This is a genomic window from Thalassoroseus pseudoceratinae, from assembly GCF_011634775.1.
Classification (GTDB): Bacteria; Planctomycetota; Planctomycetia; order Planctomycetales; family Planctomycetaceae; genus Thalassoroseus; species Thalassoroseus pseudoceratinae.
This window is the reverse complement of the sequence record NZ_JAALXT010000006.1, coordinates 533091-556801: the sequence shown is the minus strand read 5'-3', so window position 1 is coordinate 556801 and position 23711 is coordinate 533091. Positions and strand designations below refer to the sequence as shown.

The window sequence follows — 23711 nt, the reverse complement described above, 5'->3', positions numbered from 1 at the left end:
CGTTGGAACGACTCACTATACCAGCTCATAACCTCAGTGAGTGCAAACTCACACGTGGGAACACCACCCACAAAACGCAATTAGTCCACTCAGATTCTCACACGCAACTATCAACCTTGTTTATAAACGAACAGCCCTGGTCAGAAATGATCAGGGCTGTTTTCGTATGCGCATGGCTAGTTCCTGTAGGCTGGGACAAGTCCCAGCATTGCGGTGCCAATCCTGAGGAGAGAATGGACGCAGAGTTCACTGGTTGTTGGATCAGTCAGTCACCTCAGTCGATATTGAGTTCAAAGATAACAGAGCGAGAATGCTGGGATTTGTCCCAGCCTACGAAACTCCGTCAGTTCACCAAACACCACCCAAGTCGCCCCAACAACCGCCAGTAGATAATCAATGTCAACGCCATTAGCGGGCCGGTGACGGCGGCGGCGTAGAAGGGTTCACGTTGGTAGCCGAGGATCAAACTTCCCGGCCAAATCACTGCTAGCACCGCCGACGCCAAATAAAATTGCGTCCACGCCCACGTTCGGAAGCCGAGGCTTTTGAGGATGAGGGGCGAGAACGGCAGGAATGGGGTATGGGCTTCAATCACTGATAACAAGCAAATCGGCAACAACACGAACAGCGCCAACCCCGCCGCTCCCCAGAAGAGTGATTGGTTGCTTAGCGTCTCGGCGAGTCGACCAACTCCGAATGCCAAGGCGACCGCGGTCAGATTTGCTGGTAATAGCCAGACGAGATCACTGGCCCACTCACGCCAATCGGATTCCGGCCAATCGGTGACGCGATCATTCCCGGCGGCTGTTTCGGTCAGAATCGACTTTCCACAAGCGGCTGCGAACGAGAACGTCCAGATCGACAGCCAACCGGTTGGGAATCCCAATGCGTAGCCGGCTTTTCCATACCAACCACCGATCCCGCCAACCCCCGCACGGGAAAAACACCAGTGCATTGCGACAAACAGCACGGAAACCATCGCACAGCCGCACGACAACCCAATCCAACGGAAGATCATTTCCGGATACCACGGAAACGAGAACGTACCTTGCAAGAATGGCAGTGTGGGAACGTGGACCTCGCCGCCGAAGCGTTCTTCCGCCATGGCATCGAACACACCTGGCCGTGATGGTTCCGGCTTCGTTTGCGGAGTCGGTTCTTCCGGCGTTTCCCGAGAACCACGGGCGGGAACCGTGACCAATTCATCGCAGTTCAGGCATTCGGCGTCATACGACTTTGACCGCACCGGCGAACGAAAACGAGTGTTGCAGGACGGGCAGGTGACGAGTGTTGTCGGTCGTCGTTTGGCGTTCGGCTTCGGATGACGATTCGGTTTTCCGGACGACTCAGCCACGGCTCATGCTCTTGACGATGTGCTCGAAAACGGGTTGGCAAACCGCCCAGTCTTTCTCCGGACAGTCGCAGATCACGGTCCATTGCAAATCACGCCCCAGCATCGACGCCCGCACGCCACGGACGGTCGAACCCCAACTTCCGGACGCAGTGAACTCCGAAATCCGTGTGTCGCCGAAGCCGGTTTCGATTTTCTTCGGCTGCTGCTCCTGATAACCGCTGTAATCTTGAGCGTACTGATCGTGCATCATCTCGTGAACGCTGGCAATCGGAGCCATGGATTCATCGAATTCAACGCCTCCGGCACCACCGAGGATGTCGCCACCCATGTTGCTGGCGATGTCACCGATTGCACTGGCTCCCATGCTGCTGCGGATGCGAATTTTCACGTCTTCAAACTCAATGCGTGCCCAGACGACCGAACCGGATTTGCCGCCGCTTTCCATTTTCCAGTTCGACGGGTACTCGCATTTGAACGCGTTGTTGATCTCGTGTTGAAAGCTCGTGTACGAAGCCGGCGGTTCCATCGGTTTGTCATCACCGGAAGACAAGAAGGGCACACCGATCAGCAAGGCGAGCACCAACGTGCTGATGCCACCAATAAACGCGGGGCTGCCAGTGAAGTTGGACTTCTTTTTCTTCTGGCTCTTCCGTTTCTTCGAGGATTCTTCCTCACTTTTGGGGCGGGATTTCTTCTTCGGCTTGGGTTTGACGCCCACCGTGCGTGGCGGAAGACCGCCTGCGGTTTTCGCGCGCTTTGGCTTTCCCGTTGGTTTTTCGGAGTCGCCCAGTGGTTCGACGACGAAGGGTTCCTCGCATTCCCGGCAGCGAATTTTCTTCCCGACTTTCGAGTCGTCGGGAAATCGGAAGCGTTTACCACAGGTTGGACAGGCGGAAGTGACGGACACGTTCAGGAAACCTCGGAATATCGACGGTATCGAAACGGCATGAAGACTCTCCGTTCAAATCCTCACGAACTCGCCAAGCCGATGCAAGTTCGCGGTAACCGTCTGAACACAAAACCCACAAACGCCCGCAGTTGAGTCCACGCTATTCGGACGTCAACGCCTCGCGTTTCTGTTGAATCGTTTCGAGCAAGCCTTTTTGAGGGTCGGCGAATTTCTTGAGGCCTTCTTGCATCAACACGTCTTCCATTTTGGCGAAATCCACTTTCTCGTCGATTTCTTGCAGCACGGCATCCGACGGCATCTGATCGACGCGTTTTTCAAAGACTTTGCCATCCATCTGCTGAATTTCTGCGTTCGTTTCCGGGGGATTCGTTTGGATGTCCGAACCAGCGAGCGCAGAGATGTACATATCCGGTGGATCGCCTTCGGTTTTGACCCCCGTGCTGGCGAAAATGATCTCTTGCTGCAAGGGAAGATTCTTCGTGTTCCAGAATTCCGAGTTCTGTTTCCAGAGCCGTTTGGCGTTGACCAATCCCACTTTTCCCTGGGTTTCCTGGGAGAGATGGGGAAAGTGTTGTTGCGTGTAGACGTCGATGCGACTCACGAAAATGCTGTAAACCGATTTGAAGTTGTCCAGCGATTCGCGTCGTTGGGCTCCTTTCCAAATCGCATCACGAGCGGCTTGGTACTGTCGTTCGGTGAAGATCAGTGTGACGTTCAATGTCACCCCGTGAGCGGCCAACTCCTCCAACGCACCGAGCCCCGCTTCCGTGGCGGGAACCTTGATCATCCGGTTCGTGTGCCCTTTGGACCACAATTTCCCAAGTTCGATATACCGCTGCGTTCGTTGCGGGATTGTCATTGGGCAATCTTCGGCTTCCAAGAGGGGATCGAGTTCGAAACTCACATAGCCGTCGTCGCCGTTGGTCTGTTCGTGGATATCTCGAAACACTTCTTGTGCTCGTCCAACGAGTTGATCGGTCATCCGCCATGCGACTTCTTCGTTGCTCAGTCCGTCGGCCATGAGGGCTTGCAAGTCGTCATCGAATCGCCCGGTGGAAATCAGTTTCGAGATAATCACCGGGTTTGACGTGGCCCCAGTCGCGCCGAGCGATTTGTTTTCGACGGTGAGATCCGGATCGACGCTATCCAGCCAGAGCTTCGTTCCGCAGGCGACAAGTGATTCCAGGGGAGTTGTCATGTCGGTCCATCCCATATTGTTGGTGTCAGTTTGAAATTCCTTATCGTCGGTTGTAACCCGCCTACGCGACGCAAACAAGTTCGCCAGCTTGACGACGGCCTAGCGAAAAAAGTGAATCGCCGCCTGACAAGATCGGACGCCGCGGAAGCCAGATACGAGACGCGGCTTTGAGAGTGGATTCCGATCAGATATGATCACTCCATCATGGAGCATCTCTCGAACGATCAGCCAAAAACATCAGTGGACACGCAGGACCCTCAGTTTGGTCCCATGGACTCTGCACCGCATGACGACCGCCGGGAGCTTGCGGAGTTCGTTCAGCGACTCTTCAAGCAAACGCCGCGGATTCGGGTCATCCCGTTGTTGATTCTGGCCAATCTCGTGATGATGATTTTCCTTGTCCGAGATGGTGTCGACGCCATTTGGCCGGGACGCGATCCGCAGAATATGCATCGGCAGGCGATGCTTCTGATCGACTGGGGAGCGAATTACGCTCCGAAAACTGCGGATGGCGAGTGGTGGCGGTTGGCGTCGGCTTTGTTCCTGCACGCCGGTTTCATTCATTTCGGCATGAACATGCTCACCTTGTACGGAGTAGGGGCGTTTGTCGAACGGTTCTGCGGGCATGTTGGTTTCGCTTTGCTGTACTTGGGAACGGGGTTATGCGGAAGCTTGGCCAGTGTGTATTGGCATGATGATGTTCCAAGCGTCGGAGCGTCGGGAGCGATTTTCGGGATCGTCGGTGTGTTCCTAGCGTGCGCTTGGCGACAACGCAAAGTCTGGCCGAAACGGTTGCGACGATCAGCCCGTATGTTGGCGTTCCAGTGCATCGGATTGCTCGCCATTTTCCAGTTTGCTCCTGGTTTGCGAGACCTCGTTGACAACGCGGGACACCTCGGCGGATTCTTCTCTGGCATTGTCGGTGGTTTGATTATTTGTCAGCCGGTTGGTCAGGTCACTCGTTGGAGTCGAGCGATCCGTAATCTGATCATCGTGTTGGCGACGGCAGGAACTGTTGCGGTTGGCATTACCCAATACCCCGGACCGATGATCGACTTCCCCGCGGAATACCAACGGATCGGAGAGTTTGAAAAAGACGCCGATCGCGAAATTCAGTCCATTGAAGACCGTCTTCAAGCGGGTGCCATCAATGGAATCGAAGCGGCTGAAGAATACAAGAACGACGTATTGCCGATCTTCGAAACCATCCGATCTCGCTTGAATGCCCCAGAACGCATCCCCGCAAGTAAGCAGAGACTCTGGGACGGACTGAAGACAGTTTTCGAACTTCGCTTTCTAGCAACTCAGAAGCGAATCCAATACCTAGAAACCGGCAACGACGACCACCACTTTGAATCCGTCCGCCTATATGAAGAAGCCAACAATTTACTGAGATCAATTCAGCCTAAACCCAATTGATTTGTAAGCTCTGCAATTGCCTAGGCGAGACTTTACATTTTAACCAGACTATCAGAACCGTTTTCAAAATGCTGTTGTTCGTGTCGTGATTTGAGTTCCTTTCGACATACGGGGTTACACAGCCTCTGTTGTTGAAGACTGCATAAAGGACTCATTCGATGCGAATCCCCAAGCTCACGTCATTAGTTATCGGCGCGCTATGTATTTTTGCGGTGAGTTCCGCCGAAGCTTCGATTCTTGACGAGGCGGCCTATCGCGAGCGGACGGGTGTGTCTTCGACGAAGGATGGCGTCACGCATCAGGCGAGTGTGAGCGCGGGATTGGATGAACGATCAGGCTTTGATGTGGGTATCTTCGCGGACGATCGAAATCAAAAAGGGCAGCAGAAATCAAAGACCTACGGAGACCGCAATGATGAACGCTGGTTTGCGGGGGCTCGCGGCGGTGTGCAAGCCGGAGCGTTTGCCGATGCGACGGCCTCACAGAGCGGACAAGTTGGGAATGTTGAAATCGAGAACTATGCCCAAGGGGAAACATTCGTCGGCTCGGAAGCGGGTGTCGAAGCCGGTATCAGTAACAACGGTTTGGGGCTTGGCGCCAACGCATTCACCGGGGGACGGGCGACCGGAAGACTCGGCACGGAAATCGGTCCGGCGGGAGCCGCTGCCACTGGAGAAGCGTGGTCGGGCTTGGGGGCGGAAGCCGGTGTCAATCTCTCAATGGACGACGGCAAACTCAAGTTGGGCGGTGAACTTGGAGCCGCTTTGGGGGTCGGTGGAAAACTTGGTGCGGAAATCACCATCGATACCAAACCCATTGGCAAAGCCGCGAAAACAGTCGGTACGGCTGGAAAAAAAGCCGGTCAAAAGATCGGTCAGAAAACGAAGAAACTCGGTCGCAATGTCGGCCGGGCTGGCAAGAACGCTGGTCGTGCAATCGCCGGGCTGTTTCGCAAGAAGAAATAATCCGATCGTCTGCATCGTACTCCATTCACGAGTCTGAATGGTATAACTAGCGTGAATCCCAACATTCGACCGAGAGCGTCTTGACGCCACGCGGAGTTGTCCCACAACGGTCCGACGAATACAGACCATGCGGAACTGTGGCTGCTAGTTCGATGCGTGATGGAAGAGAGATTGGTAGCGGTCACCAAAACGACTCTGGGAAATGCGACGGTCAGCTTGCCAGAGCTTGTGAGCAACACTTTGTTGCCAACCCGAGCCCTTCATTGATCCCTTGCCAACAGGCACGACGCCAGTTGCAAAACGCTGTTTAAAACCTTCCTCCCCGACACCAAAATCAAACTCCTCGCAACCGACCTGCTGAGCGTGTTCAATGAGTTTGAGCAGCATTAATAGACCTGGCGAATACTTGCTCAACTCTGCATCGTAGGATGGGAACCACCAGTGCCAAACGGTTGCTGACCGCAATCCCAAATGGGCCGCCACTAGCCGGTCGCCAGCGTAGAGGGCAGATAGCTGTCCTGAAAACTCCTTCGCTTGTGTATGCTGAAGCACCCCTAAAAGATCGCGAGTCCAGCGGTCTCGTAATAGGTCCTCAAAACCGGTTCGCTTGCAGTGCTCGCGTTTCCATTCGATTAGCTTTTGCAGGACCGCAGGCTCTGTTGTGTGCGACTCAAATCGCACCGGCCCAACTTCACGAGCAAGTTTACGAAGTTTACGGCTCTCTTTGCCACTATCGGTAAACTGCTTCAAGTCGATGACGTGTGAGTCATTCTGCTCGAACGTCGAACTTTGGAACGGTTGTTGATCCGTCGGTACATAGCGGAAATCAAACGAGTTCAAGCCCCACGCTCGTAATAGTGATTGACCATCAATGCTAAAATTTGCTGGTGCGATTAGACCATGATAGTCAGAAAATTGGATCGCTGCGGCTTTACCTTTTTTGACCTGCTTGAATGGTAGAAATGCGACCATCTCAAGCGGCTTGTCTACATAGATTCCAATGTGGATCTCTTCTTGAACCAAGGCGGCCGCTTGCGTGAATTCAGGACAGAAGAACGGGTTTCTCAACGCCGGATTTCCACGTTGGATCTCACGCCAAGTGGCCAGCATTTCGGGTGTCAAATCAGAAGCGGGAATGGTTGACGTATGCATAGAGTAACTTTCCGCGTGGCGAGGCTTTGTAAGAATTAGGTGCGGTCCACTCATCGTAAGAGTCGACGAAGCAATGAAACGCGAAAAGAACCCATCGCCGCCAACGACAAAGAATTATCAAACCTCAGTCGTCGGATCTCAACGCCATGTTTCGCAAAAGCAACGCGATGTTGTCAGGATTTATGGTCAAACAAACAGTGGTTCTATGGTGGTCGTCGTTGGAATCATGATCGGGGAATGAGTGGGTACGGGTTCATAGTTTCTTTTTCGCTGAAGGAATTGATAAGAAACCATCTATTCAAGAGGATTTCGTTTGAGTATATTTCCATGGGGATTTCGTCGTAACTGATATGGATTGTATGTCTTGAAGTGACTCACCTCGAAGGATGTAGCTCCGGTGTTTCTTCAAACTCTCACCTGTCTTCTTTGCAGCGTTGTTGCGACGACAACCTGCACCGACAATCCATGTGACAGCTCTAATCATGTGCGGCCAGCGGTCGCATCGTCGCACCGCTCGATAACAGATGTCGAATCGAATGCTGCGATTTCTTCGCAAAGAAATTCCTCGCAACATGCGTTCCGTCAAGAGACGAGCCGACCTTCCGGCCCTGACCTTCGAACATCAACTGTTGCGGTCCCGTTCTATCAACTTGATGTAACAGCACTTTGTCGGTTCCCGGATCGTCAGGCCTACCATGCGCTAAGTTGGTTGGCTTTGATGGGCCGTTCTGTGCAAGTTCTCTTCTGTGTTTGGCTGACGTAGACAAAGTCTAGGCACAACTTGCTAGTTCGTGCCTGAGTTAGCTCGATCGAATGTCTTTGGTTTCGATCGTTCTTACACACTTGGTGATGCTCAAAGCGATTCCGTTGAATCGTTGCGCATGCATTGCGCGCCGCATTGCTTCTGTCAGAAGAGTTCATACAGCACACATAGGAACTGATATCATGTCTTATAAAAAGCAAGTCACAAAGAATAATCGGCAACAAGCACGACAAGAGATCGATCTTGGAAATTCGCCCGAAAAACTCGGCGCTGAGGACTTACTCAAAGAGATTGACAGGCTGCTGGCAGAAGATTCTCCTCAGAAAGCGTTGGAGTTGATTTCTAAGTCGAAGTCGCAGGCACCGTCGATTGTCAATGCGACGGGCGTTTGTCAGCTTCGTCTTGGGAACGCTTCGGCTGCAGTGAATATTTATCGCCGACTGCTCGTGACAGGAGGGATCTTCATACGCCCGGATGCGCCAGATGTCTTCAAAGTGAACTTCGCCTTAGCGATGCTGATGGATAATAACTATCCGGGGTTCTATAGTACGCTAGCCGAAGTCAGTGACGATCAACATCCGGCATTGATCAAGGTCAAAGCGGGACTCAAAGCCTGGAAACAGACGTTGCCGTTTTGGCAGCGACTATTGTTCTCCTGTGGGGTTCAACTGAAAGTCCCCGTGGAATTCAGTTTCCCACTGGGTGACTTGAAATGAGTCGAAGTGAGAGCAGTGTACTTGTGATTGTTGTGCATACTGCCTCGTTTTAGCATCTATGGTGTTGTACCGATGCAGAACAGGCAGTTTTCGGTTCGTAGGAATAGTTGGTTCTGACTTATCGCGGGTGATGCGGAGAGCGGTTCGCTGAGTTTGTTCTTGGCGATGAGTTCAAACTTAGCGTCCGGACGAATGACCCAAGTGATGCCGTCATCGTCGGGGAAGTAGGCGAGGCCGTTCGCGGTGACGGCGGAGGCACTATGACGACGGCCGAGACGGTTGAGCCAAAGGCGTTTGCCGGTGTCGGCGTCGTAGCAGGAGGCAATGCCGTTATCGGAGACGATCACAAAATACGGTCCAACAGCGACTGGCGATGGTACATACGCCACACCGGTACGTTCGTGATGCCAGCGGATGTGGGTGTCAGTGATGTTGCCGGTGCCGGTGGGGTCGATGGTCAGCATGTGTTTGTCGGGAAAGCCGCCGGTGACGAACAGCAGTCCTTCGTTCATCACCACCGAGGCGACGAATTGACTTGTTGGGCCATCGACAATCCACAACCGTTTGCCAGTGCGGGGATCGTAGCCGGCGACACATTCACTGCCGGAGAGCATCAGTTGCGGTTGGCCGTCGATTTCGCGGATGAGCGGTGTGCAATAACTTCGCACGCCGTTCTCGCGTTCGGTCTTCCAGACGGTTTCGCCGGTGTGCTTGTTGAGTGCGACAATATATGCCGGTCCGTCGTGGTCGCCGTTGACGATGACTAAGTCCTCGAACAGGACCGGACTGCTCGAAAATCCGTGAGCGCTGATGAATGAACCCGGTTTGACTTTCCACTTCAGTTTACCGTCGAAATCGTAGGCGGCGATGACCATTTCCCCCGGCGTGATCGGTCGTGGCGTGCCGACGTTGGGAGCGGGAACGGTTCGGCCATCGACTTCTAAAAAGGACACATACACCAAGTTTCCATCGGTCGCCGGTGTGCTAGAGGCGTAACTGTTGAGTCGATGAATAGTCTCCAGGGGCGCTTTCAACACCGTCCGTCGCCAGCGTTCTTTTCCGGTCTTCCGATCCAAGCTCAAAAGCACACGGGCATTATGTTCGGTGTCGGCTCCTAGCAGAAATACGTGGTCTTCCCAGACGATCGGCGAAGAATGGCCAGTCGCGGTGTCCAACGGGACTCGCCATACGATGTTCTTGCTGGGGCCGTCTTTCTCGAAATTCCATTCGGTGGGGATGTTGGTTTCCGAACTGCTGCCGTCACCCTGCGGACCTCGCCACCCCGGCCAATTCTCGGCGGATGCGGTTGTGGACAGAAACACGATCGCCATCAGAACTCGGACATCAAACCGCATCGGCGTCTCCCTCGTGATCAAAGTTCACTGATGGATCGATGGTACCGATCCAAAACGGGAATTGCGAATGGCTGATGTCACCGTTTGCGATTGGTTCGCAATCCAACTATCCTGACGCCAAAAATCTTTGAGGGATGATGAGATGACTTACGATGTTTACGGTGTCGGCAATGCTTTGGTGGATATCCAAGCTCGCGTTAGTGATGAAACGTTGAACGATTTGCGATTCGGCAAAGGGCTGATGACGCTCGTCGATGAAGAAACGCAACGCAAAGTGCTCTCGGCGATTGACGGTGTTGATGTCTCACGATGTGCCGGTGGATCGGCGGCGAACACGATTGTCGGTATCGCGGACTTCGGTGGAAAAGCAGCCTACGCGGGGAAAGTGTCCGACGATGCGATCGGCAAGTTCTTTCTGGAAGATATGCGACGTTTGGGCGTGCAAATCGAAGTTCCGCCCGGTGCCGGCGACAGCGGAACTTGCGTGATTCTCATCACTCCCGATGCTCAACGCACGATGCTCACGCACTTGGGGGTCTCATCCACGTTGGGGCCGGATGACATCAACGAAGAGGACATCAAGCAGGCGAAGTATGTGTATGTCGAAGGCTACCTCTTTGGCAGCCCCGACAACCGTGCCGCCGCGTTGAAGGCCATCGAACTCGCCAAGAAGAACGACGTGAAAGTCGCCTTCACGGTTTCCGACCCGTTTCTGATCCAACATCATCGGGACGAGTTCTTGGAACTGATCGAAGGACCAGTCGATTTGCTGTTCTGTAACTTGGAGGAAGGTCGGGCGTTGACGACGATGACCGATCCGATCGATTGTGCTAGCGAAATTCATCGGCACGCCGAGAATGTGGCACTCACGCTGGGGCCGGATGGTTCGATTCTGATGCATGAAGGCCAAGCGATTCCGATTGAAAGTGCGGACGTGAAGGCGATCGACACCACCGGGGCCGGCGATATGTACGCCGCGGGTGTGCTTTACGGCATCACGAACGGACTGACGTGGAAACAAGCGGGACACCTCGCTTCGCAAGCGGCCGGACGCATCGTGAGCCAACTCGGTGCCCGAATGGAACGGAAATTCACGCCCGAAGAACTGGAAGCCTTGAGAAAATAGGGGCAGACGGGGTAGGGTATTGATCTCATCACGAATCTTGCAAAGCTCTTGGCTGCGGACTACTCTACACGTCTATGAATACTGATCACAAAAATATCCCGATGCCGGGCGATGATGATTCCTGGGATTCTCTCGCGGAGAATCTGTTCGGAATTGATATGTCCTCACAAGTCGAAGCCGACGACGAAGACGTTGCGTTGGATTTTGAGGATACCGACGACGACGATGACGATGATGAAATGCTTCGTCGCAGTCGCCGCCGTCGTCGAAAAGGGCGGGACGAATCCGCCTCGGACGAGACTTCCGAAAGCGAGTCGTCCGAGGAGCCGGTAGCGGCTGTCTCATCGGATGCGACCACCGCCGTGGAATCCAAACCGCCTCAAATGGCTTCGTTCTCGGACGATGATGACTTCGGCGATTTCGGAGCCGAGTTGGGGTTGGAGGACGACTTCGCCTCTGCCGGATTCGATGATGACGATGAAGTCGCCGAAGCCGAGGTTGAAGAAGAGGCAAACGAAGTCGCCGCGAGTGCTGCTCCCGCGAAAACCGTGAGTCAAGCATCGGTTGAAGACGACGATGACGAGTTGGATCTCTCCGGTTTCGGTGATTTCGGTGAGGACGACGAAGAACCCCCCAAACCCGCAGCCAAGTCGAAGACCAAGGCAAAGCCCGCACCAAAAGCGAAAAGCAAGACTGAGTCAGACGACGACGAAGACGATGAGTCGGGGGAAGAAGAGAACAAAGCCGACGACGACTACTGGGACGCGTTGAACGACTTCGACTGGGATTCGGACGACAACACGTCGAAATCACCCCGTCGCAGCCGCCGACGCCGAAGTGGTGCCCGAGACGAAGACGCCAAAGCCGAATCACGAAGCCAACCGGCTCCAAAATCCAAGTCCGACGATGATTCCGATTCGGATGAGGAAGAACGTCCCCGTCGCCGCCGCCGTCGTCGTCGACGGTCTTCCCGACGGGACGACAAACCGACAACGACAGTTGCCGAGTCTGATGAATCGGCGGAGGAAGCCAGTTCCGACCAAGAGGAAACGGCAAGCGATGATACGGACGAGCCCCGTGGTCGTCGACGACGTCGCCGCCGACCGGACCGTTCGTCCAAACGACGTAGCCGAAGTGACCGTCAATCCAGCCAAGACGATTCGGATGAGGAATCCATGGAATCGCTGGAAGATGCTGACTTCGGTGATGGTTTCGGTGGCAACTTGGTAGAAACGAGCGACACAGCGTCGGCTGATGCATTCGATGACGATGACGATGACTCGGATTCGGATGAAGAAGAACGACCCCGTCGCCGTCGCCGACGTCGATCTCGTCGCTCGAGCGGCCGATCGAAAGATGAGAGCCCAGCGAAATCGACTCAGGCTGCTGCTGATGACGACGATGACAGCGATGACGATAGCGAAGAAGCCAGTGGCCAAGAGACGAAGCGTCCTCAGGTTCCAACCTGGTCCGACGCGATCGCCTGTTTGACTCGACGCGAGCCGAAACCGAAATCATCGGGTTCCGGTCGCTCCCGTGGCGGAAACCGTCGCAACCGTCGATAGTCAAGAGCTGGTCGACACGATCAAACAACAAAGCCCGATGGAAGTGATTCCATCGGGCTTTGTTCGTTCACGCTTCTTTGAGTTCGATTCCAACGGTGTTCGGAGAGCGTTTTGTCCACGTCTCGCGTGTCGGAACCGTTCGCCTCCAGCAGCAACACAAACCGGCTGCTGGAGTCGAACTCGGAGCTGCTTTAGCTCGATTGTTCGGTCGGGGCTGTTGGTTTGTCGCCGCGGACCAGGGACCATTTGAGGAGTGGCGGAGTGACCATGGTGGTGATCATCACCATCACCACGATGGCCGAGTTGGTATCGGGGGTGATGACGGCTTCGCGAACCAATTCGCCATTCTTTTCAACGGTAACGAACAAGGCTGCTCCCACGCCGGCGAAGATCAAACCGACTTCCCCACGTGGAATCATGCCCAGTCCGACGGCCATTTTGTTGAGCCCTTTCTCCACCACGCCCAAGGAACAGACCTGTTTCCCGAGAATGGCCATCACGGTCAGGGCACTGGCGAGCAACCAGACAGACGGTTTCGAGAAGCTAGCCAAGTCGACTTGCGAACCCGTGTAGACGAAGAAAATTGGCACGAGAAGAGCCGTGAGTGGAGCCAAAGCTTCTTCGAGTTCGTGCTCGCCTTTGGCATTGAGTTCCCGATACTGTGCACGTTCCAAGATCAAGCCGGCGGCGAATGCACCGACAATCGGTTCCAGTCCAACCAACGCTGCCAAGTACGCGAAGCCGAAGCAGATCACCAGGGAAACCGCAACCAACATGCCGTGTCCACGGAGGTAACTCGACGCCTTGAACAACGGACGTGTGACCATCATGGCTCCTAGCACGACGGCCGTGACCAGGAAACCGCAGGCTTTGGCGATCACGATCAGCACATCGGTGGCTCCGAATTCGCCTCCCGATGCAGCGGCACCTTGCGACGAAATGATGCCGACGACCACGGTTAGAATCACCAAACCAAGCACGTCGTCGATGACGGCCGCACCCAGAATGATTTGTGATTCCCGTTGTTTGCTGCGTCCGAGATCCTTCAACACCCGTGCGGTAATCCCCACACTTGTGGCACACAGCGTTGCACCGAGGAACATGTGAACATAGTACGGTTCGTTGGGAAGCAAGATGGCTCCCACGCCCCAACCGAGCAACAACGGAGCGGCGACGCCCAACACTGCGACCAGCAGCGACGAAACACCGACCGACATCATTTCGCGAACAGTCGATTCCAAACCGACTTCAAACAATAGCAGAATCACGCCGATCTGTGAGAGGATCTTCAGAATCGCAGCCGGATGGTAGAACACGTCGTCATGGGAGTAGTTCGGCGGGATGTTATCAGGGTCGAACTCCGGGACGTGGAACAGGACTTCCAGAACGGGCGAACCGGTGAGGAACAGGAAATTCCCGAGCAAAATCCCGACGGACAACTCCCCGAGAACGGCTGGCATGCCGAAACGCTCAAAAAGATCGCCCCCGAGTTTCGCCAGAACGAGAATCATCACGATTCCCAATAGGACTGGCGTGACGGGGTTTGTGTGCCCGTGTTCCTCGTGTTCTTCATGATGCTCTTCGGCGGCTTCGGAACCTTCGACTTCCGCAGCAAAGACAGAGGCAGATTGCCAAGGGGCATCGGTGAACAGGCCGTTGTCGTAAGCCAACGACAGGCCAAACATCAACATCAGCCAGAAGCAAATGGATCGCATGCCGCCAAGCAGGTCGATCAAAGAGACGCGGCGACGAACCGGACAATGAGTCAAGGCGGGATCACGGGGCAACGAAGGAGACAAGTGACAGCCCTCCCTGGGCAGAACAATTAAGAAAAATTGCCAAGCGGAACCGTGCCGGAACCGGCGGTACTATAGTGATTTCCGCAGACCAGGCAAATGACAGACCGGGAGGGAATCGTCGGATCAGTCAAAATCAATCCGAGATAATTCCCCCAGAGTGACCACATTTCTCGAGTTAAAGTGATCAAGAACTAGGTAAGATGAACAAAATATAATCGAAACCATCGCAGTGTTTATATTGCCCCAGGAGATTGGCCATGGCGTCTTTTTGGACCACGTTGCACAGTCAATGGACGAACCGCCCACAGCAGCGAAGCAAACGCCGCGGTTTGGCAAGGACGATCGAGACGTGTGAAGAACGGCTCGTGCTGTCGGGCGCACCGTTGACGACGGTTGTGGATTCCCCGTTGGCACCGCCAGCGATCAACGGTTTTGAACAGAGTGCGTTCGGCGATTTCGATGGCGACGGACAAGACGACGACATCTTCGCCTGGAACAGCGTGAGCGGGGCGAATCGGTTTGTGATTCGCAGTGGCAATAACTTCGTCTTCACCACCAATGCGATCGCACCGGGAGCCATCAACGGACGCGACTTCGTGCACGTGGTTGCGGGATCGTATGACGGCAACGGCACGACGGATTTGTTCTTCTGGAATCCGGCGAGCGGTCGAAATCGGTTGGCTCACATCAACACCACCGCGAACCTTGTCAATGCGAATGTCGAAACGGAAGTCGTGCCCACGGGAGCGATTAACGGCAACGATTTCCAGAATATCACATCCGGTGAATTCAATGATGGTGGAAGCGAGGAAATCTTCTTCTGGAATCAGGTCACCGGACGCAACCGATTTGCAGTGTTCAATGTGGTTACGACCGGTCAGGACACAGACTTGGGGCGAATCGAAACCAACTTCCTGGATCCTCGGGGCATCAATGGCAACGACTTCCGATTGGTTCGGGCGGGCAACTTCTCGCCAGACGGTCCCGATTCGTTCTTCGATAACGACGAGCTTGTCTTTGTCAATCTGACCACCGGTGATGTGCGAGTGTTCGAGGTGGAAACGGTTCCCGGGCCGAGCGGACCGATCGTCAAGAAAACACCCACCGACGATGCTGTCAATCCGGCGGCGTTCAACGGCGATTTGTTCCAGCATGTTGTGGTCGGCGATTACAATGACGATGGTTTCGAAGACATCTTCCTGTGGAACCAATTCACCGGTCAGAACCGGATCGGCTTTGCGGATCCGAATGCGGACACGCCGTCATTGAACATTGATTCTGACTGTGTCCCACGAGGTGCGGTCAATGGAAACGCCTATTCCAGCGTGGTGACGATCGAAGAAACCGGGGGCGATAGCTTGTTCTTCGTGTCCCTCAATACCGGCTTGAATCGGCTTTTGAGTTCGTAACCTCGTGGCAGGAACACGGGAACTGAACTACCACTCTCGTCCGATTCGCCAGCGGTAATTGAGAACGCGACGGCCATCGAGTTGTTCGGCTCGGATCCAAAATTCCTTGCCGAAGTAACGATTGGCATTCGGGATGGTGAACAGTTTTGTTCCCGTGCCTTGTCCGAGTTTCGTCATCAAAACCCGTTCGCGTTTCATGCCGGGAACGAACAAGCTGCACTCGAAATCGAGTTCGGCTTCCGGCTTGATGTTGTTGATTAATTCCAGTTCGACCTCCAACGTACCGTTCGCCAGTTTTCGATCGGTCACGCGAATTTCGATGTCCCCTAAACCGATGGTATACGGTCGGTAAACGCGGAATTGATATAGTCGATCGGCTTCCAATTCGAAGTCCAAGGCGGTCCACTGGGGACCCAATGTGACGAGCAACGGCAGGGTGACGAGCATCGATTTGCGGAAGCTTTCCCCTGCACCAAGTTGAAACGGGATCGTCCCGGGTTCGATTTCCCATTCGGACGGCCCGCTGACTGTGACCGTGCCACGCACTCCTTGCGGGAACGGATTTCGTCCGATGATGGCGTCCTCGTGGATTCCGGTTTCGCTCGGCAATCGACCTTTCGCGAACTGAATCGCCAACCGCCATTTGGTGATCGGTGCCGAACAACCGCGAACGATCAACGGCATCGGACCGATCGCGAGTTGTTGCCGATTGCTTTGCGGGTCCGACGGAATGTCCTTCGGTTCGCCCCAGACCGTCGTTGCGACGACTTGTGACGGATCACCGAGATAAAACTCCTCGATGACCGGTTCTTCATTCCAAATGACGCAAACCACATCACCCTGCGGATGTTCAAAGACGTGGTTTTTGCTGCCATAGGGCATTTGCAGCGAACCTAAATATGTGGCACCCTGCAACGCAATTGCGGCGGTTCGCCAGGGAAGGAACAGTTGCGTCGGCGAGCCGTCCGGAGTCAGCAACCCATCGGATTCGTCCACCGTCTCGCCGAAGAAAATGCGATCGGCTCCTGCAATTTTGGCGGCGACCATTTGCCGAACCAAGTCTGCGGCACGTTCGTCGATCGTTGCCGACGACGCTGACAATGGTCGCAAGGTGAGCCAACGCGGGTTTCGTGTGGATCGGGATTGCTCCGCCCAGTCCAACGCGGGTTGATTGTCCGGTTGTCCGCGTTGCGATCGTTCCAGGTTCCCCAACGCGAAGAACACCCCAGGCAGTTGCGTGCTCGGGGGTGGAGTAACCGCATCCCAGGGAATTCCAATTTGCACACCACCACTGAGTTCCCGGAACTGCTTGCGAACCGTATTGGTTGTTTCCGTCAGGTTCGAAAGCCCTTGGAAGCTGGTATCGCGGTCGGTTCCAAGTTGCCAATTCCGAATGATCGTGGAATATCGAGCGGCCACCGGTTCGAGATACGGCCACCAGACACTCGGTTTGAGACGGAATAGGTCGCTGACGCCGGCCCAATTTCCGTCGAACTTGCGGGCCAAATCCGGTGGTGGATCGCTCAAAATTCCGACAGGTGTGATCCGATTGGCGTTTAAGTCGGTGAGAAAATTGGTCAGCTTGGCATTTCCACGAGCACCGCCGCTGTACGCCATCGACCACAACGGCACCTTGAGCCAATGGATTCCGCCTTGCTTGGCCAGGAACAAAATGTCATTCATTCGCTGCTCGGGAATGGCCTCCGCGAGCGACCAACCAAACTCGGTTTGCGGACTCGGTTCGGCCCAATCGAGCACCAGCAACACCGTCTCGAAATCCGCCAGCGGCGTTTGATTCGATTTCAGCACGGCCCGAATCCGGTAATAGCCGTAGTCGGGTGGGTCGATCGTCCACGTGTGATCCGGCAACCAATCCGATGTTTCCACGTCGTCGGGCGGATCGGTTGGCAATTCGATCTGATGGGAACGCAGCACCTGGCCACTACGATCCATCAGAGACAGATCCAGGGTGTATTCCGCCGGCTGTTTGAGCCAAGCGAAGGGCATCAACGAGAGTCCCGCGATGTTCGGAATGATTCGCGATGGAAGTTCATCCAATCCGCTGATGGATGTCGTCAACCGGACGGGACGGTCGCGACCGACCAGGTGGGTCAGGGCGTCGTCGCGAAATGTCAATCGGGGTCTTTGGACGAGCGACAAATCGTCGAACCACGCTTTGCCGCCGAGATCGACTTGCTGACTCGTTACCAAATGACATCCAAAGACGACAAACCGCACATCTTCGTTTGGTTCGAGCGGCCCCAACTGAATCGGCACCCAATCGGCGTGCGTGCCGGAAACCGCCGGTCCTAGCCAGCGTTGCACCCGCTGGCGTTTGTGGTTGAGAAACGAAACCGAAATCAACGCCGCATCGTTCTTCAGTTGTTCCGTGCGGATGAATCCGTTGAAAACGTAGGTGTGGCGGGCATCGATCTTTTGCGGCGGGGAATAAAGAATCGCCCGGCCACCGTTCGATTCAATGCACAAGCTCCGCGTGCCTTCGACAGCGGGCGACTTGGGGTCAATCTCGATCGGCACATAGTGAGGAAATTCGGGACCGCGTCGTCGGGTCCAGTCGTCGGGTAAATCGTCGTAGTCCAAGTCTTCGTTGGCTTCGAACGAGTAACTGACAACTCGATTCAACGACGGCGCATCGGCAACCGACTCGGCGGTTGTGGTCGCCAAAATCCCCGCCAGAATGAGCCAACACCGCCACGCCATACACGTCACTCAAGCAAAAAACCATTCAAGTCGCATCACATTCGCCGACGGAAACCCTTCATTGAGAGATCGACCAAGCAGGTCGGACTCGTTCAGGTTTGACCGGTCGGTCACTGTTGTGCGGATTGAATGGTTCAGGTGCGTTTTGCGGATCGCAAGTGGTCCGCTCGGTTTAGAAAGCCCAACCGGCTCCGAAGGTGGCACCGAGGAAACCGAGATCGCCGTTCGGGAGTGAATCGATCCACGATTGTCCCTCAAGCCCGGCTCGTGCGAAGAACGTGCTTCCACCGAAACATTCACACGGTTGCGACCACTCGACACCCGTTTGCAGTTCCACGACCGGCACAATACGGTCGTAGCTGTTGTGTCGGAAGGAGTACGCTCCGATGACGTCTTGCCCGGTGGAGTTTTCCTGCGATTCGCCATACAGAAGCGAGAACCGGCCGGATGCGAAGATGGCCCAGTTGGTGGTCCACAAGCGTTTGCGTCCGAGCAGCGAGACTGTCGGGCCGACGCCGCGGAAGTTGTAGTCTCGAATCGAAGACGATATCGGTGCCCCAGCCGCCGTGAATGCAGCGGTCGTCAGGTCTTCGTCGAGTTCAGCGAACCGAACCCCAACCGAAGCCGTAAATGCGTGGCGAGCGTTGTCACGATGGAAGGTGCCTTCCACATCGAACACGTCCAGACCCAAGTTTTGTCGTGCGACATATCGTTGACCGGGACCGGCCGTCACGAGTGCACCACGGTTGACGTATTGGTTGGTTAACAATTGATTCGGGCTCGCCACGGCTGATTCGTCCGCGTCTTCGCCGAACTCCCAATACCGCACCCGACCACCGAACCCGTCGCTGCCGGAATAACCCAGCGTGTAACGGGTGCTGTATTCCAAGCTCCAGTCGAAGTCGATCAAGCGATCGTCACGTGGGTTGCCGATGGCTTCGGCGTTCACGGCACTGTTGGAACTGAAGTACGGTTTGACGATGACGGCTTCATATCCGAAGTAATATCCGCCGAACACCAAGCCGTTTCCGGCGAGCGGACTCCCCGGTGGTGGCGGTCCTGGTAGGAAGGGGTCAACCGACGGTTGAATCACAGTCGACGGCGGCAATGCCGGTCCACCGAACGAGGGTCCTCCAAAATTCGGTTCGGCCAGGACTGGTCCGCTGGTTGCGGGTGGTCCGAATGTCTCGGGAGCGCTCAGCACCGGACCGGATTGAAACGTCGGCGTGGTGCCGTCGCCTTGGATTACGATCGGAGCTTGAAACCCTGGACTTTGCCCCCGGAACACGGTGACAACCTGGGTATCGGCATGTGACGTCGTCTGGGGAGCGTCACCGGCTGGCGGTGCAGTCAGCAGCCCCATAAGGCAGAGAATGGACGCATTCACGGCTGGTCCTACCCTTGCGAGAATTGAGAGATTGTGAGTTGTTGAGAGATTTTGACCGCCCACGCTCACAAACCAAGATGCATCACGCCCCGGCAAACGGCGGAGGCTGAAACGTCAATCTGTGATTATGGTTGGTTGAGTTCGACAGCTGTGAGTAACAGCAGAGAGATGTCGGGCCGGGATTTTGCACAACTTCCGAAATGAGTCAACACCAACTCTTGAGTGAAGTTTTCGGTTTCCCGATTTTTTCCGAGATTCGCCTTCGGTGATTTCGGCGTTTCTGTGTGACTGCGAGAGGATTTGATGAAGGATCGCGCGCGATCAATCGCTGCAAGAAAGTAAGGTGCATCGCGACGCACCAATATTCGAGGCGGAACTGTGGTGCGTTACGACGCACCCCACGACACACGGGGTGGCCCGGAAAGATTTCTTTCTGGGCTGCGGAGCAGCAAGAGGTTGTTTGATGGGGTGATTCTGTTCACAATCGTGGGATGAGTGATTCTCGTCGGATTGTCGATGACCAGTTGTATTGTCACTTCGTGACGTTTTCGTGTCATCGCAGACGGGCGCTGCTTGATGAAGATCATGCTAAAAGGATTTTGCTCGGACACTTGAATGCCCAACTGAATCGGCAATCTGCCAAATGTGTGGGCTTTGTCGTGATGCCTGATCACGTCCATGTCATCATCTGGTTTCCAAAAACAGGCCAGTTGAGTCGATTCATGCAGAGTTGGAAAAGACTTTCGAGTTACGCAATTCGAAACTGGTATCGGGATGAGCAGGCAGCTTACTTTGAGAACATCGACTTGGGAGACCGATTCTGGACCCCGAAGTATTACGCTTTCGAAATCTACTCGCGTGACAAACTGGAAGAAAAGCTAGTCTACTTGCATATGAACCCAGTGCGGGCGGGCTTTGTCGAAAAGTGTGTGGACTGGCGGTGGAGTTCCGCCAAATGGTAAGAGGAAGGGAAATCCGTGGGAGTTCCCATCAGTTGGGTCGACTGACGCGCGACCTCTTGATCACTTCGTGATCCCAGTTTGCAAGCAAACTGGGCCACCCTGCGGCAGTTGCTGATTGACTTCGTGATAGTTGTGAAGCGCAATCGCAAATTGCTTGAGTTGATTCTTACACTCGGTTCGCCGAGCGGCTTCGCGAGCCGACTGCACTGCCGGCACAACGAGCGCAACGAGAATCGCAATCACGCCGAGCACGACCAAAGTTTCCAGTCGGCTTAACCCGGCATTGCGATCGTTGGACGAATGATTCATGACAACTACCGAAACGGTGTGCCACGGCCCTGTGAGCCGTGCTTCACAGGGAGAGCGTCTTGGTCAATCGCACTGGCGCGACGCCAGTGGCACACGAAGCGACCACCCTACGAATCACTGCAAATCATTTCAACTTGGATTGGAGTGCGGTCAATTCTGGTTTGAGATCCTGAAGTGATGGATCATTGGCAAGTTCTTTCAATCGAACCAAGGTTTCCTGTCGATTTGCGGAACTCAATCGCGGCAGAATTTCGGGGAGTGTTTCGCTGAGATAATCGATCATGCGACGGCGATCTTCAACCGCATAGACCGAGGTTTCAGTCAGCGATAGAAGACTTCCGGCGACAACGGTCGCCAATCCGGACCGCATCTGTTCCAATCCCTGCATTCTGACTCCGTAATCCGGATCATTGGCATCGAGCGTTGGTACAAATTCGTCGACAAGCTCGCTAATGACAACAACCGTGCGCAACTGAAATCCAGCGAATTCCACAAACTCGCTTCCCTCGACGTAGCCCTGATTGTGCGCGGTCAGATACAGCTTCGTGATTTGGCCAATGGCTTGCAGCAAAGCAAAGGCATCATTGATTCGCTGTGGCAGTGGAAGCGAAGCATTATGATGGAACTCCAAGTTCTCGGCGGAGACGAGCTTGGCGAAAACTTCTCCCGATTTATCGTTCTGAAATTTCGGTAAAGCCTGCGGATTGGTTTGATAAATTGAACTCAGAACGTTTGCTGCGCGTGCAAGGTCATTGCCAGTCCAGGTTCGTTCTGGCGACGGCATCCCGGCGTCTATGTACTCCGCCGTCGTACGGGAACGATCTTCCGAGAGCAGAGCTTGACTTGGTATTTCGGACTCTACTGAACCATTTTCGGATGTATCGCTTTCCAGCAGTTCCTCAGACGGAGTCGAACCGTTGTTGCATCCGAATGTGATTGCCAAGGTCAGGAGCGTCAAACTCCAATTTCGAATAGCGCGAAAATGCATCGAATTTGGCTTTCTCTCAATGCCCGAAAAGGCTTCCGTTGAAACTTGGCCGGTTATTCATTCTACCGTCATCGGCAATCTTGAAACACGGTGCTCGTTTGGATGCCGCTGGCCATTCGCCATTTGAGCATGACTTCGGTGAGTTCTTGTCTTTTCACTTGATGGGCGGGGCTGTCCCAGAGGTTTTGGATTTCGTCGGGGTCGGTTTCCAGGTCGAAGAGTTGGCCGTCGGGGTGGTCGACGAAGTTGACGAGTTTCCAACGCTCGCTCCGCACCATCGACATGAACGCCGTCCCGGTGAGGATGCCGTCGCGGGCGTGTTCGGCGAAGACGTATTCCCGCGGCGTCCACGATTTGTCTTCGAGCGCCGGCAGCAGCGATTTCGCTTCCATCGTCGGTGACGGAGTCAGACCGGCTAACTCCAAAATTGCCGGGCCGATGTCCATTTGTTGGCACAAGCCGTCGATCTTTTTCCCGGCGGCAAAACGGTTCGGTGACCACACGACGAGTGGCATCCGCATGATTGTGTCGTACATCGTCCATTTCTGACTGTGCCCGTGATCGGTCAGACAGTCGCCATGATCGGATGTGAAAATCACCACCGAATTTTCCAAGTAGCCTTTCGATTCCAACGCGTCCATGATCTGCCCGACTTGCGTGTCGATCAGTTCCACATTCGCCAGGTAATACGCCCGTTGACGATGTCGGTCTTCGCGGGAGGGGTTGAGTTGATGCACGACGGAATCGTGATCGACTTCCGTGTTGTGTTCCCGCAGCTCTTTGAACGCCGCCGGTTGCCCCGCGAGTTCCTCGTCGGTGACGTCCATCAACGGCAAGTCTCTCGCCATGTATTTCTCGGCGAGTTCCGGCGTGGGGTCATACGGCGGATGCGGGCCGGGGAAACCGATCTCCAGAAACAACGGCCGATCGTCTTTGGGTTTCGTGCGAATCCACCACGATGCGAAATCACCGACGAAGTTATCCGGTTGCATATCGGGATCGAGTTCCCAATCAAACGCCCCCAGACAATCACGGTAATCGGGCCGTTGCCGATAGAGTTCGCGTTGCTGCTTGACCAATCCGCGAGCGCGGAGGGCTTTGTCCCACTCGTCGAAGTACCAGCGTTCCTCCAGATAACGGTCTTTGTTCTCGACGACGTACCGTTCATCGAATCCAAGCGGTGTGTCATACGGATACGTGTGCATCTTGCCGACGTTCACCGTGCGATAGCCGCTTGCTTGCAGGTCTTCAATCCACGAATGCCGCCACCGGTCGGCGTTCTTGAGGATACCGGTCGTGTGCGGGTAGTAGCCGGTGAACAGACTGGCTCGCGACGGGGCACACGACGGGGCACTGATGTGGCAATTCGTGAACGTGGTGCCTTCGTTGACCAAGCGGTCGATATTCGGCGTATCGACGTAGTCCGCTCCGAGCGAGCGAATGGTATCAAATCGTTGTTGGTCGGTGATGATAAAGATGATGTTCGGTCGGTGATCCGTCATGGCGAAATGTCCCGTCGAGATGAATTCGATGACTCATGACGATAGCGTTGATCGATTGCGTCAACAACCGTCGGGCGGCAACTCGGAACTCAGGCTAGACCTGGGATACTC

The 23711-nt window shown here is 54.8% G+C and carries 18 protein-coding genes; 7 read left to right on the top strand and 11 right to left on the bottom strand.

Translation table 11 applies throughout. The features are described 5' to 3' along the window. Positions 1 to 343 precede the first annotated feature (343 nt). The 3 genes from G6R38_RS22755 to G6R38_RS22745 form a co-directional block, all read right to left on the bottom strand. A complete protein-coding gene (locus G6R38_RS22755; protein ID WP_166831058.1) occupies positions 344 to 1354 on the bottom strand; it encodes a hypothetical protein in 1011 nt (336 codons plus the stop codon). After that, entirely contained in the window at positions 1347 to 2261 is a 915-nt protein-coding gene (locus G6R38_RS22750) for a zinc ribbon domain-containing protein (RefSeq protein WP_166831057.1), read from the bottom strand. Before G6R38_RS22750 ends, G6R38_RS22755 begins: the two co-directional genes overlap by 8 nt. A gap of 142 nt (positions 2262 to 2403) precedes the next feature. Beyond that, a complete protein-coding gene (locus G6R38_RS22745; protein WP_166831056.1) occupies positions 2404 to 3462 on the bottom strand; it encodes a transaldolase family protein in 1059 nt (352 codons plus the stop codon). A gap of 204 nt (positions 3463 to 3666) precedes the next feature. Here G6R38_RS22745 and G6R38_RS22740 point away from each other — a divergent pair, with 204 nt between their 5' ends. Both G6R38_RS22740 and G6R38_RS22735 read left to right on the top strand, forming a co-directional pair. Next, positions 3667 to 4881 (top strand): rhomboid family intramembrane serine protease, encoded by a 1215-nt coding sequence (locus tag G6R38_RS22740; protein ID WP_166831055.1) that lies wholly within the window; start codon positions 3667 to 3669, stop codon positions 4879 to 4881. A gap of 158 nt (positions 4882 to 5039) precedes the next feature. After that, entirely contained in the window at positions 5040 to 5846 is an 807-nt protein-coding gene (locus tag G6R38_RS22735; RefSeq protein ID WP_166831054.1) for a hypothetical protein, read from the top strand. A gap of 144 nt (positions 5847 to 5990) precedes the next feature. Here the strand turns inward: G6R38_RS22735 and G6R38_RS22730 are convergent, their stop codons facing one another. Continuing rightward, complete coding sequence (locus G6R38_RS22730) at positions 5991 to 7052, bottom strand: GNAT family N-acetyltransferase (protein WP_166831053.1); 1062 nt, start codon at positions 7050 to 7052, stop codon at positions 5991 to 5993. 891 nt (positions 7053 to 7943) lie between these two features. Between G6R38_RS22730 and G6R38_RS22725 the strand changes: the two genes are divergently transcribed. Further along, the gene (locus G6R38_RS22725; protein WP_166831052.1) at positions 7944 to 8477 is read left to right on the top strand and encodes a hypothetical protein; all 534 of its coding nucleotides are present in this window, start codon (positions 7944 to 7946) and stop codon (positions 8475 to 8477) included. 56 nt (positions 8478 to 8533) lie between these two features. Here G6R38_RS22725 and G6R38_RS22720 read toward each other — a convergent pair whose 3' ends face one another. Then, positions 8534 to 9832, bottom strand: coding sequence for a PQQ-like beta-propeller repeat protein (locus tag G6R38_RS22720; protein ID WP_166831051.1), 1299 nt, complete (start codon positions 9830 to 9832; stop codon positions 8534 to 8536). A gap of 142 nt (positions 9833 to 9974) precedes the next feature. Between G6R38_RS22720 and G6R38_RS22715 the strand changes: the two genes are divergently transcribed. Continuing rightward, positions 9975 to 10958 (top strand): adenosine kinase, encoded by a 984-nt coding sequence (locus G6R38_RS22715; RefSeq protein WP_166831050.1) that lies wholly within the window; start codon positions 9975 to 9977, stop codon positions 10956 to 10958. Positions 10959 to 11032: 74 nt separating this feature from the next. Further along, positions 11033 to 12523, top strand: a complete 1491-nt coding sequence (locus G6R38_RS22710) for a hypothetical protein (protein WP_166831049.1) — start codon at positions 11033 to 11035, stop codon at positions 12521 to 12523. Positions 12524 to 12714: 191 nt separating this feature from the next. On the opposite strand, the gene G6R38_RS22705 is transcribed toward G6R38_RS22710, so the two are convergent. Further along, positions 12715 to 14322, bottom strand: coding sequence for a cation:proton antiporter (locus tag G6R38_RS22705; protein ID WP_206028684.1), 1608 nt, complete (start codon positions 14320 to 14322; stop codon positions 12715 to 12717). A gap of 257 nt (positions 14323 to 14579) precedes the next feature. Between G6R38_RS22705 and G6R38_RS22700 the strand changes: the two genes are divergently transcribed. Beyond that, positions 14580 to 15731 carry a hypothetical protein gene (locus G6R38_RS22700; RefSeq protein WP_166831048.1) on the top strand — a complete coding sequence of 384 codons (1152 nt, stop codon included), beginning with the start codon at positions 14580 to 14582 and terminating at the stop codon, positions 15729 to 15731. Positions 15732 to 15758: 27 nt separating this feature from the next. Here G6R38_RS22700 and G6R38_RS22695 read toward each other — a convergent pair whose 3' ends face one another. Both G6R38_RS22695 and G6R38_RS22690 read right to left on the bottom strand, forming a co-directional pair. After that, positions 15759 to 18452 carry a hypothetical protein gene (locus G6R38_RS22695; RefSeq protein ID WP_166831047.1) on the bottom strand — a complete coding sequence of 898 codons (2694 nt, stop codon included), beginning with the start codon at positions 18450 to 18452 and terminating at the stop codon, positions 15759 to 15761. A 172-nt stretch (positions 18453 to 18624) separates the two neighbouring features. After that, positions 18625 to 19839, bottom strand: coding sequence for an Lpg1974 family pore-forming outer membrane protein (locus tag G6R38_RS22690; RefSeq protein WP_166831046.1), 1215 nt, complete (start codon positions 19837 to 19839; stop codon positions 18625 to 18627). 491 nt (positions 19840 to 20330) lie between these two features. Between G6R38_RS22690 and G6R38_RS22685 the strand changes: the two genes are divergently transcribed. After that, positions 20331 to 20801 (top strand): REP-associated tyrosine transposase, encoded by a 471-nt coding sequence (locus G6R38_RS22685; protein WP_166831045.1) that lies wholly within the window; start codon positions 20331 to 20333, stop codon positions 20799 to 20801. A gap of 60 nt (positions 20802 to 20861) precedes the next feature. Here G6R38_RS22685 and G6R38_RS22680 read toward each other — a convergent pair whose 3' ends face one another. From G6R38_RS22680 to G6R38_RS22670, 3 genes are all read right to left on the bottom strand, one after another. Further along, positions 20862 to 21110 carry a type II secretion system protein gene (locus G6R38_RS22680; RefSeq protein WP_166831044.1) on the bottom strand — a complete coding sequence of 83 codons (249 nt, stop codon included), beginning with the start codon at positions 21108 to 21110 and terminating at the stop codon, positions 20862 to 20864. A gap of 124 nt (positions 21111 to 21234) precedes the next feature. Next, positions 21235 to 22098 carry a kinetochore Spc7 family protein gene (locus G6R38_RS22675; RefSeq protein ID WP_166831043.1) on the bottom strand — a complete coding sequence of 288 codons (864 nt, stop codon included), beginning with the start codon at positions 22096 to 22098 and terminating at the stop codon, positions 21235 to 21237. 68 nt (positions 22099 to 22166) lie between these two features. Beyond that, entirely contained in the window at positions 22167 to 23600 is a 1434-nt protein-coding gene (locus G6R38_RS22670) for a sulfatase family protein (protein ID WP_166831042.1), read from the bottom strand. Positions 23601 to 23711 lie beyond the last annotated feature (111 nt).

Bases quoted from the DNA above. Each gene is read 5' to 3' on its own strand.
- G6R38_RS22670 (WP_166831042.1), bottom strand. From the start codon at position 23,600: ATGACGGATCACCGACCGAACATCATCTTTATCATCACCGACCAACAA.
- G6R38_RS22735 (WP_166831054.1), top strand. From the start codon at position 5,040: ATGCGAATCCCCAAGCTCACGTCATTAGTTATCGGCGCGCTATGTATT.
- G6R38_RS22700 (WP_166831048.1), top strand. From the start codon at position 14,580: ATGGCGTCTTTTTGGACCACGTTGCACAGTCAATGGACGAACCGCCCA.
- G6R38_RS22675 (WP_166831043.1), bottom strand. From the start codon at position 22,098: ATGCATTTTCGCGCTATTCGAAATTGGAGTTTGACGCTCCTGACCTTG.
- G6R38_RS22710 (WP_166831049.1), top strand. From the start codon at position 11,033: ATGAATACTGATCACAAAAATATCCCGATGCCGGGCGATGATGATTCC.
- G6R38_RS22695 (WP_166831047.1), bottom strand. From the start codon at position 18,452: ATGGCGTGGCGGTGTTGGCTCATTCTGGCGGGGATTTTGGCGACCACA.
- G6R38_RS22740 (WP_166831055.1), top strand. From the start codon at position 3,667: ATGGAGCATCTCTCGAACGATCAGCCAAAAACATCAGTGGACACGCAG.
- G6R38_RS22730 (WP_166831053.1), bottom strand. From the start codon at position 7,052: ATGAGTGGACCGCACCTAATTCTTACAAAGCCTCGCCACGCGGAAAGT.
- G6R38_RS22715 (WP_166831050.1), top strand. From the start codon at position 9,975: ATGACTTACGATGTTTACGGTGTCGGCAATGCTTTGGTGGATATCCAA.
- G6R38_RS22680 (WP_166831044.1), bottom strand. From the start codon at position 21,110: ATGAATCATTCGTCCAACGATCGCAATGCCGGGTTAAGCCGACTGGAA.
- G6R38_RS22745 (WP_166831056.1), bottom strand. From the start codon at position 3,462: ATGACAACTCCCCTGGAATCACTTGTCGCCTGCGGAACGAAGCTCTGG.
- G6R38_RS22720 (WP_166831051.1), bottom strand. From the start codon at position 9,832: ATGCGGTTTGATGTCCGAGTTCTGATGGCGATCGTGTTTCTGTCCACA.
- G6R38_RS22685 (WP_166831045.1), top strand. From the start codon at position 20,331: ATGAGTGATTCTCGTCGGATTGTCGATGACCAGTTGTATTGTCACTTC.
- G6R38_RS22725 (WP_166831052.1), top strand. From the start codon at position 7,944: ATGTCTTATAAAAAGCAAGTCACAAAGAATAATCGGCAACAAGCACGA.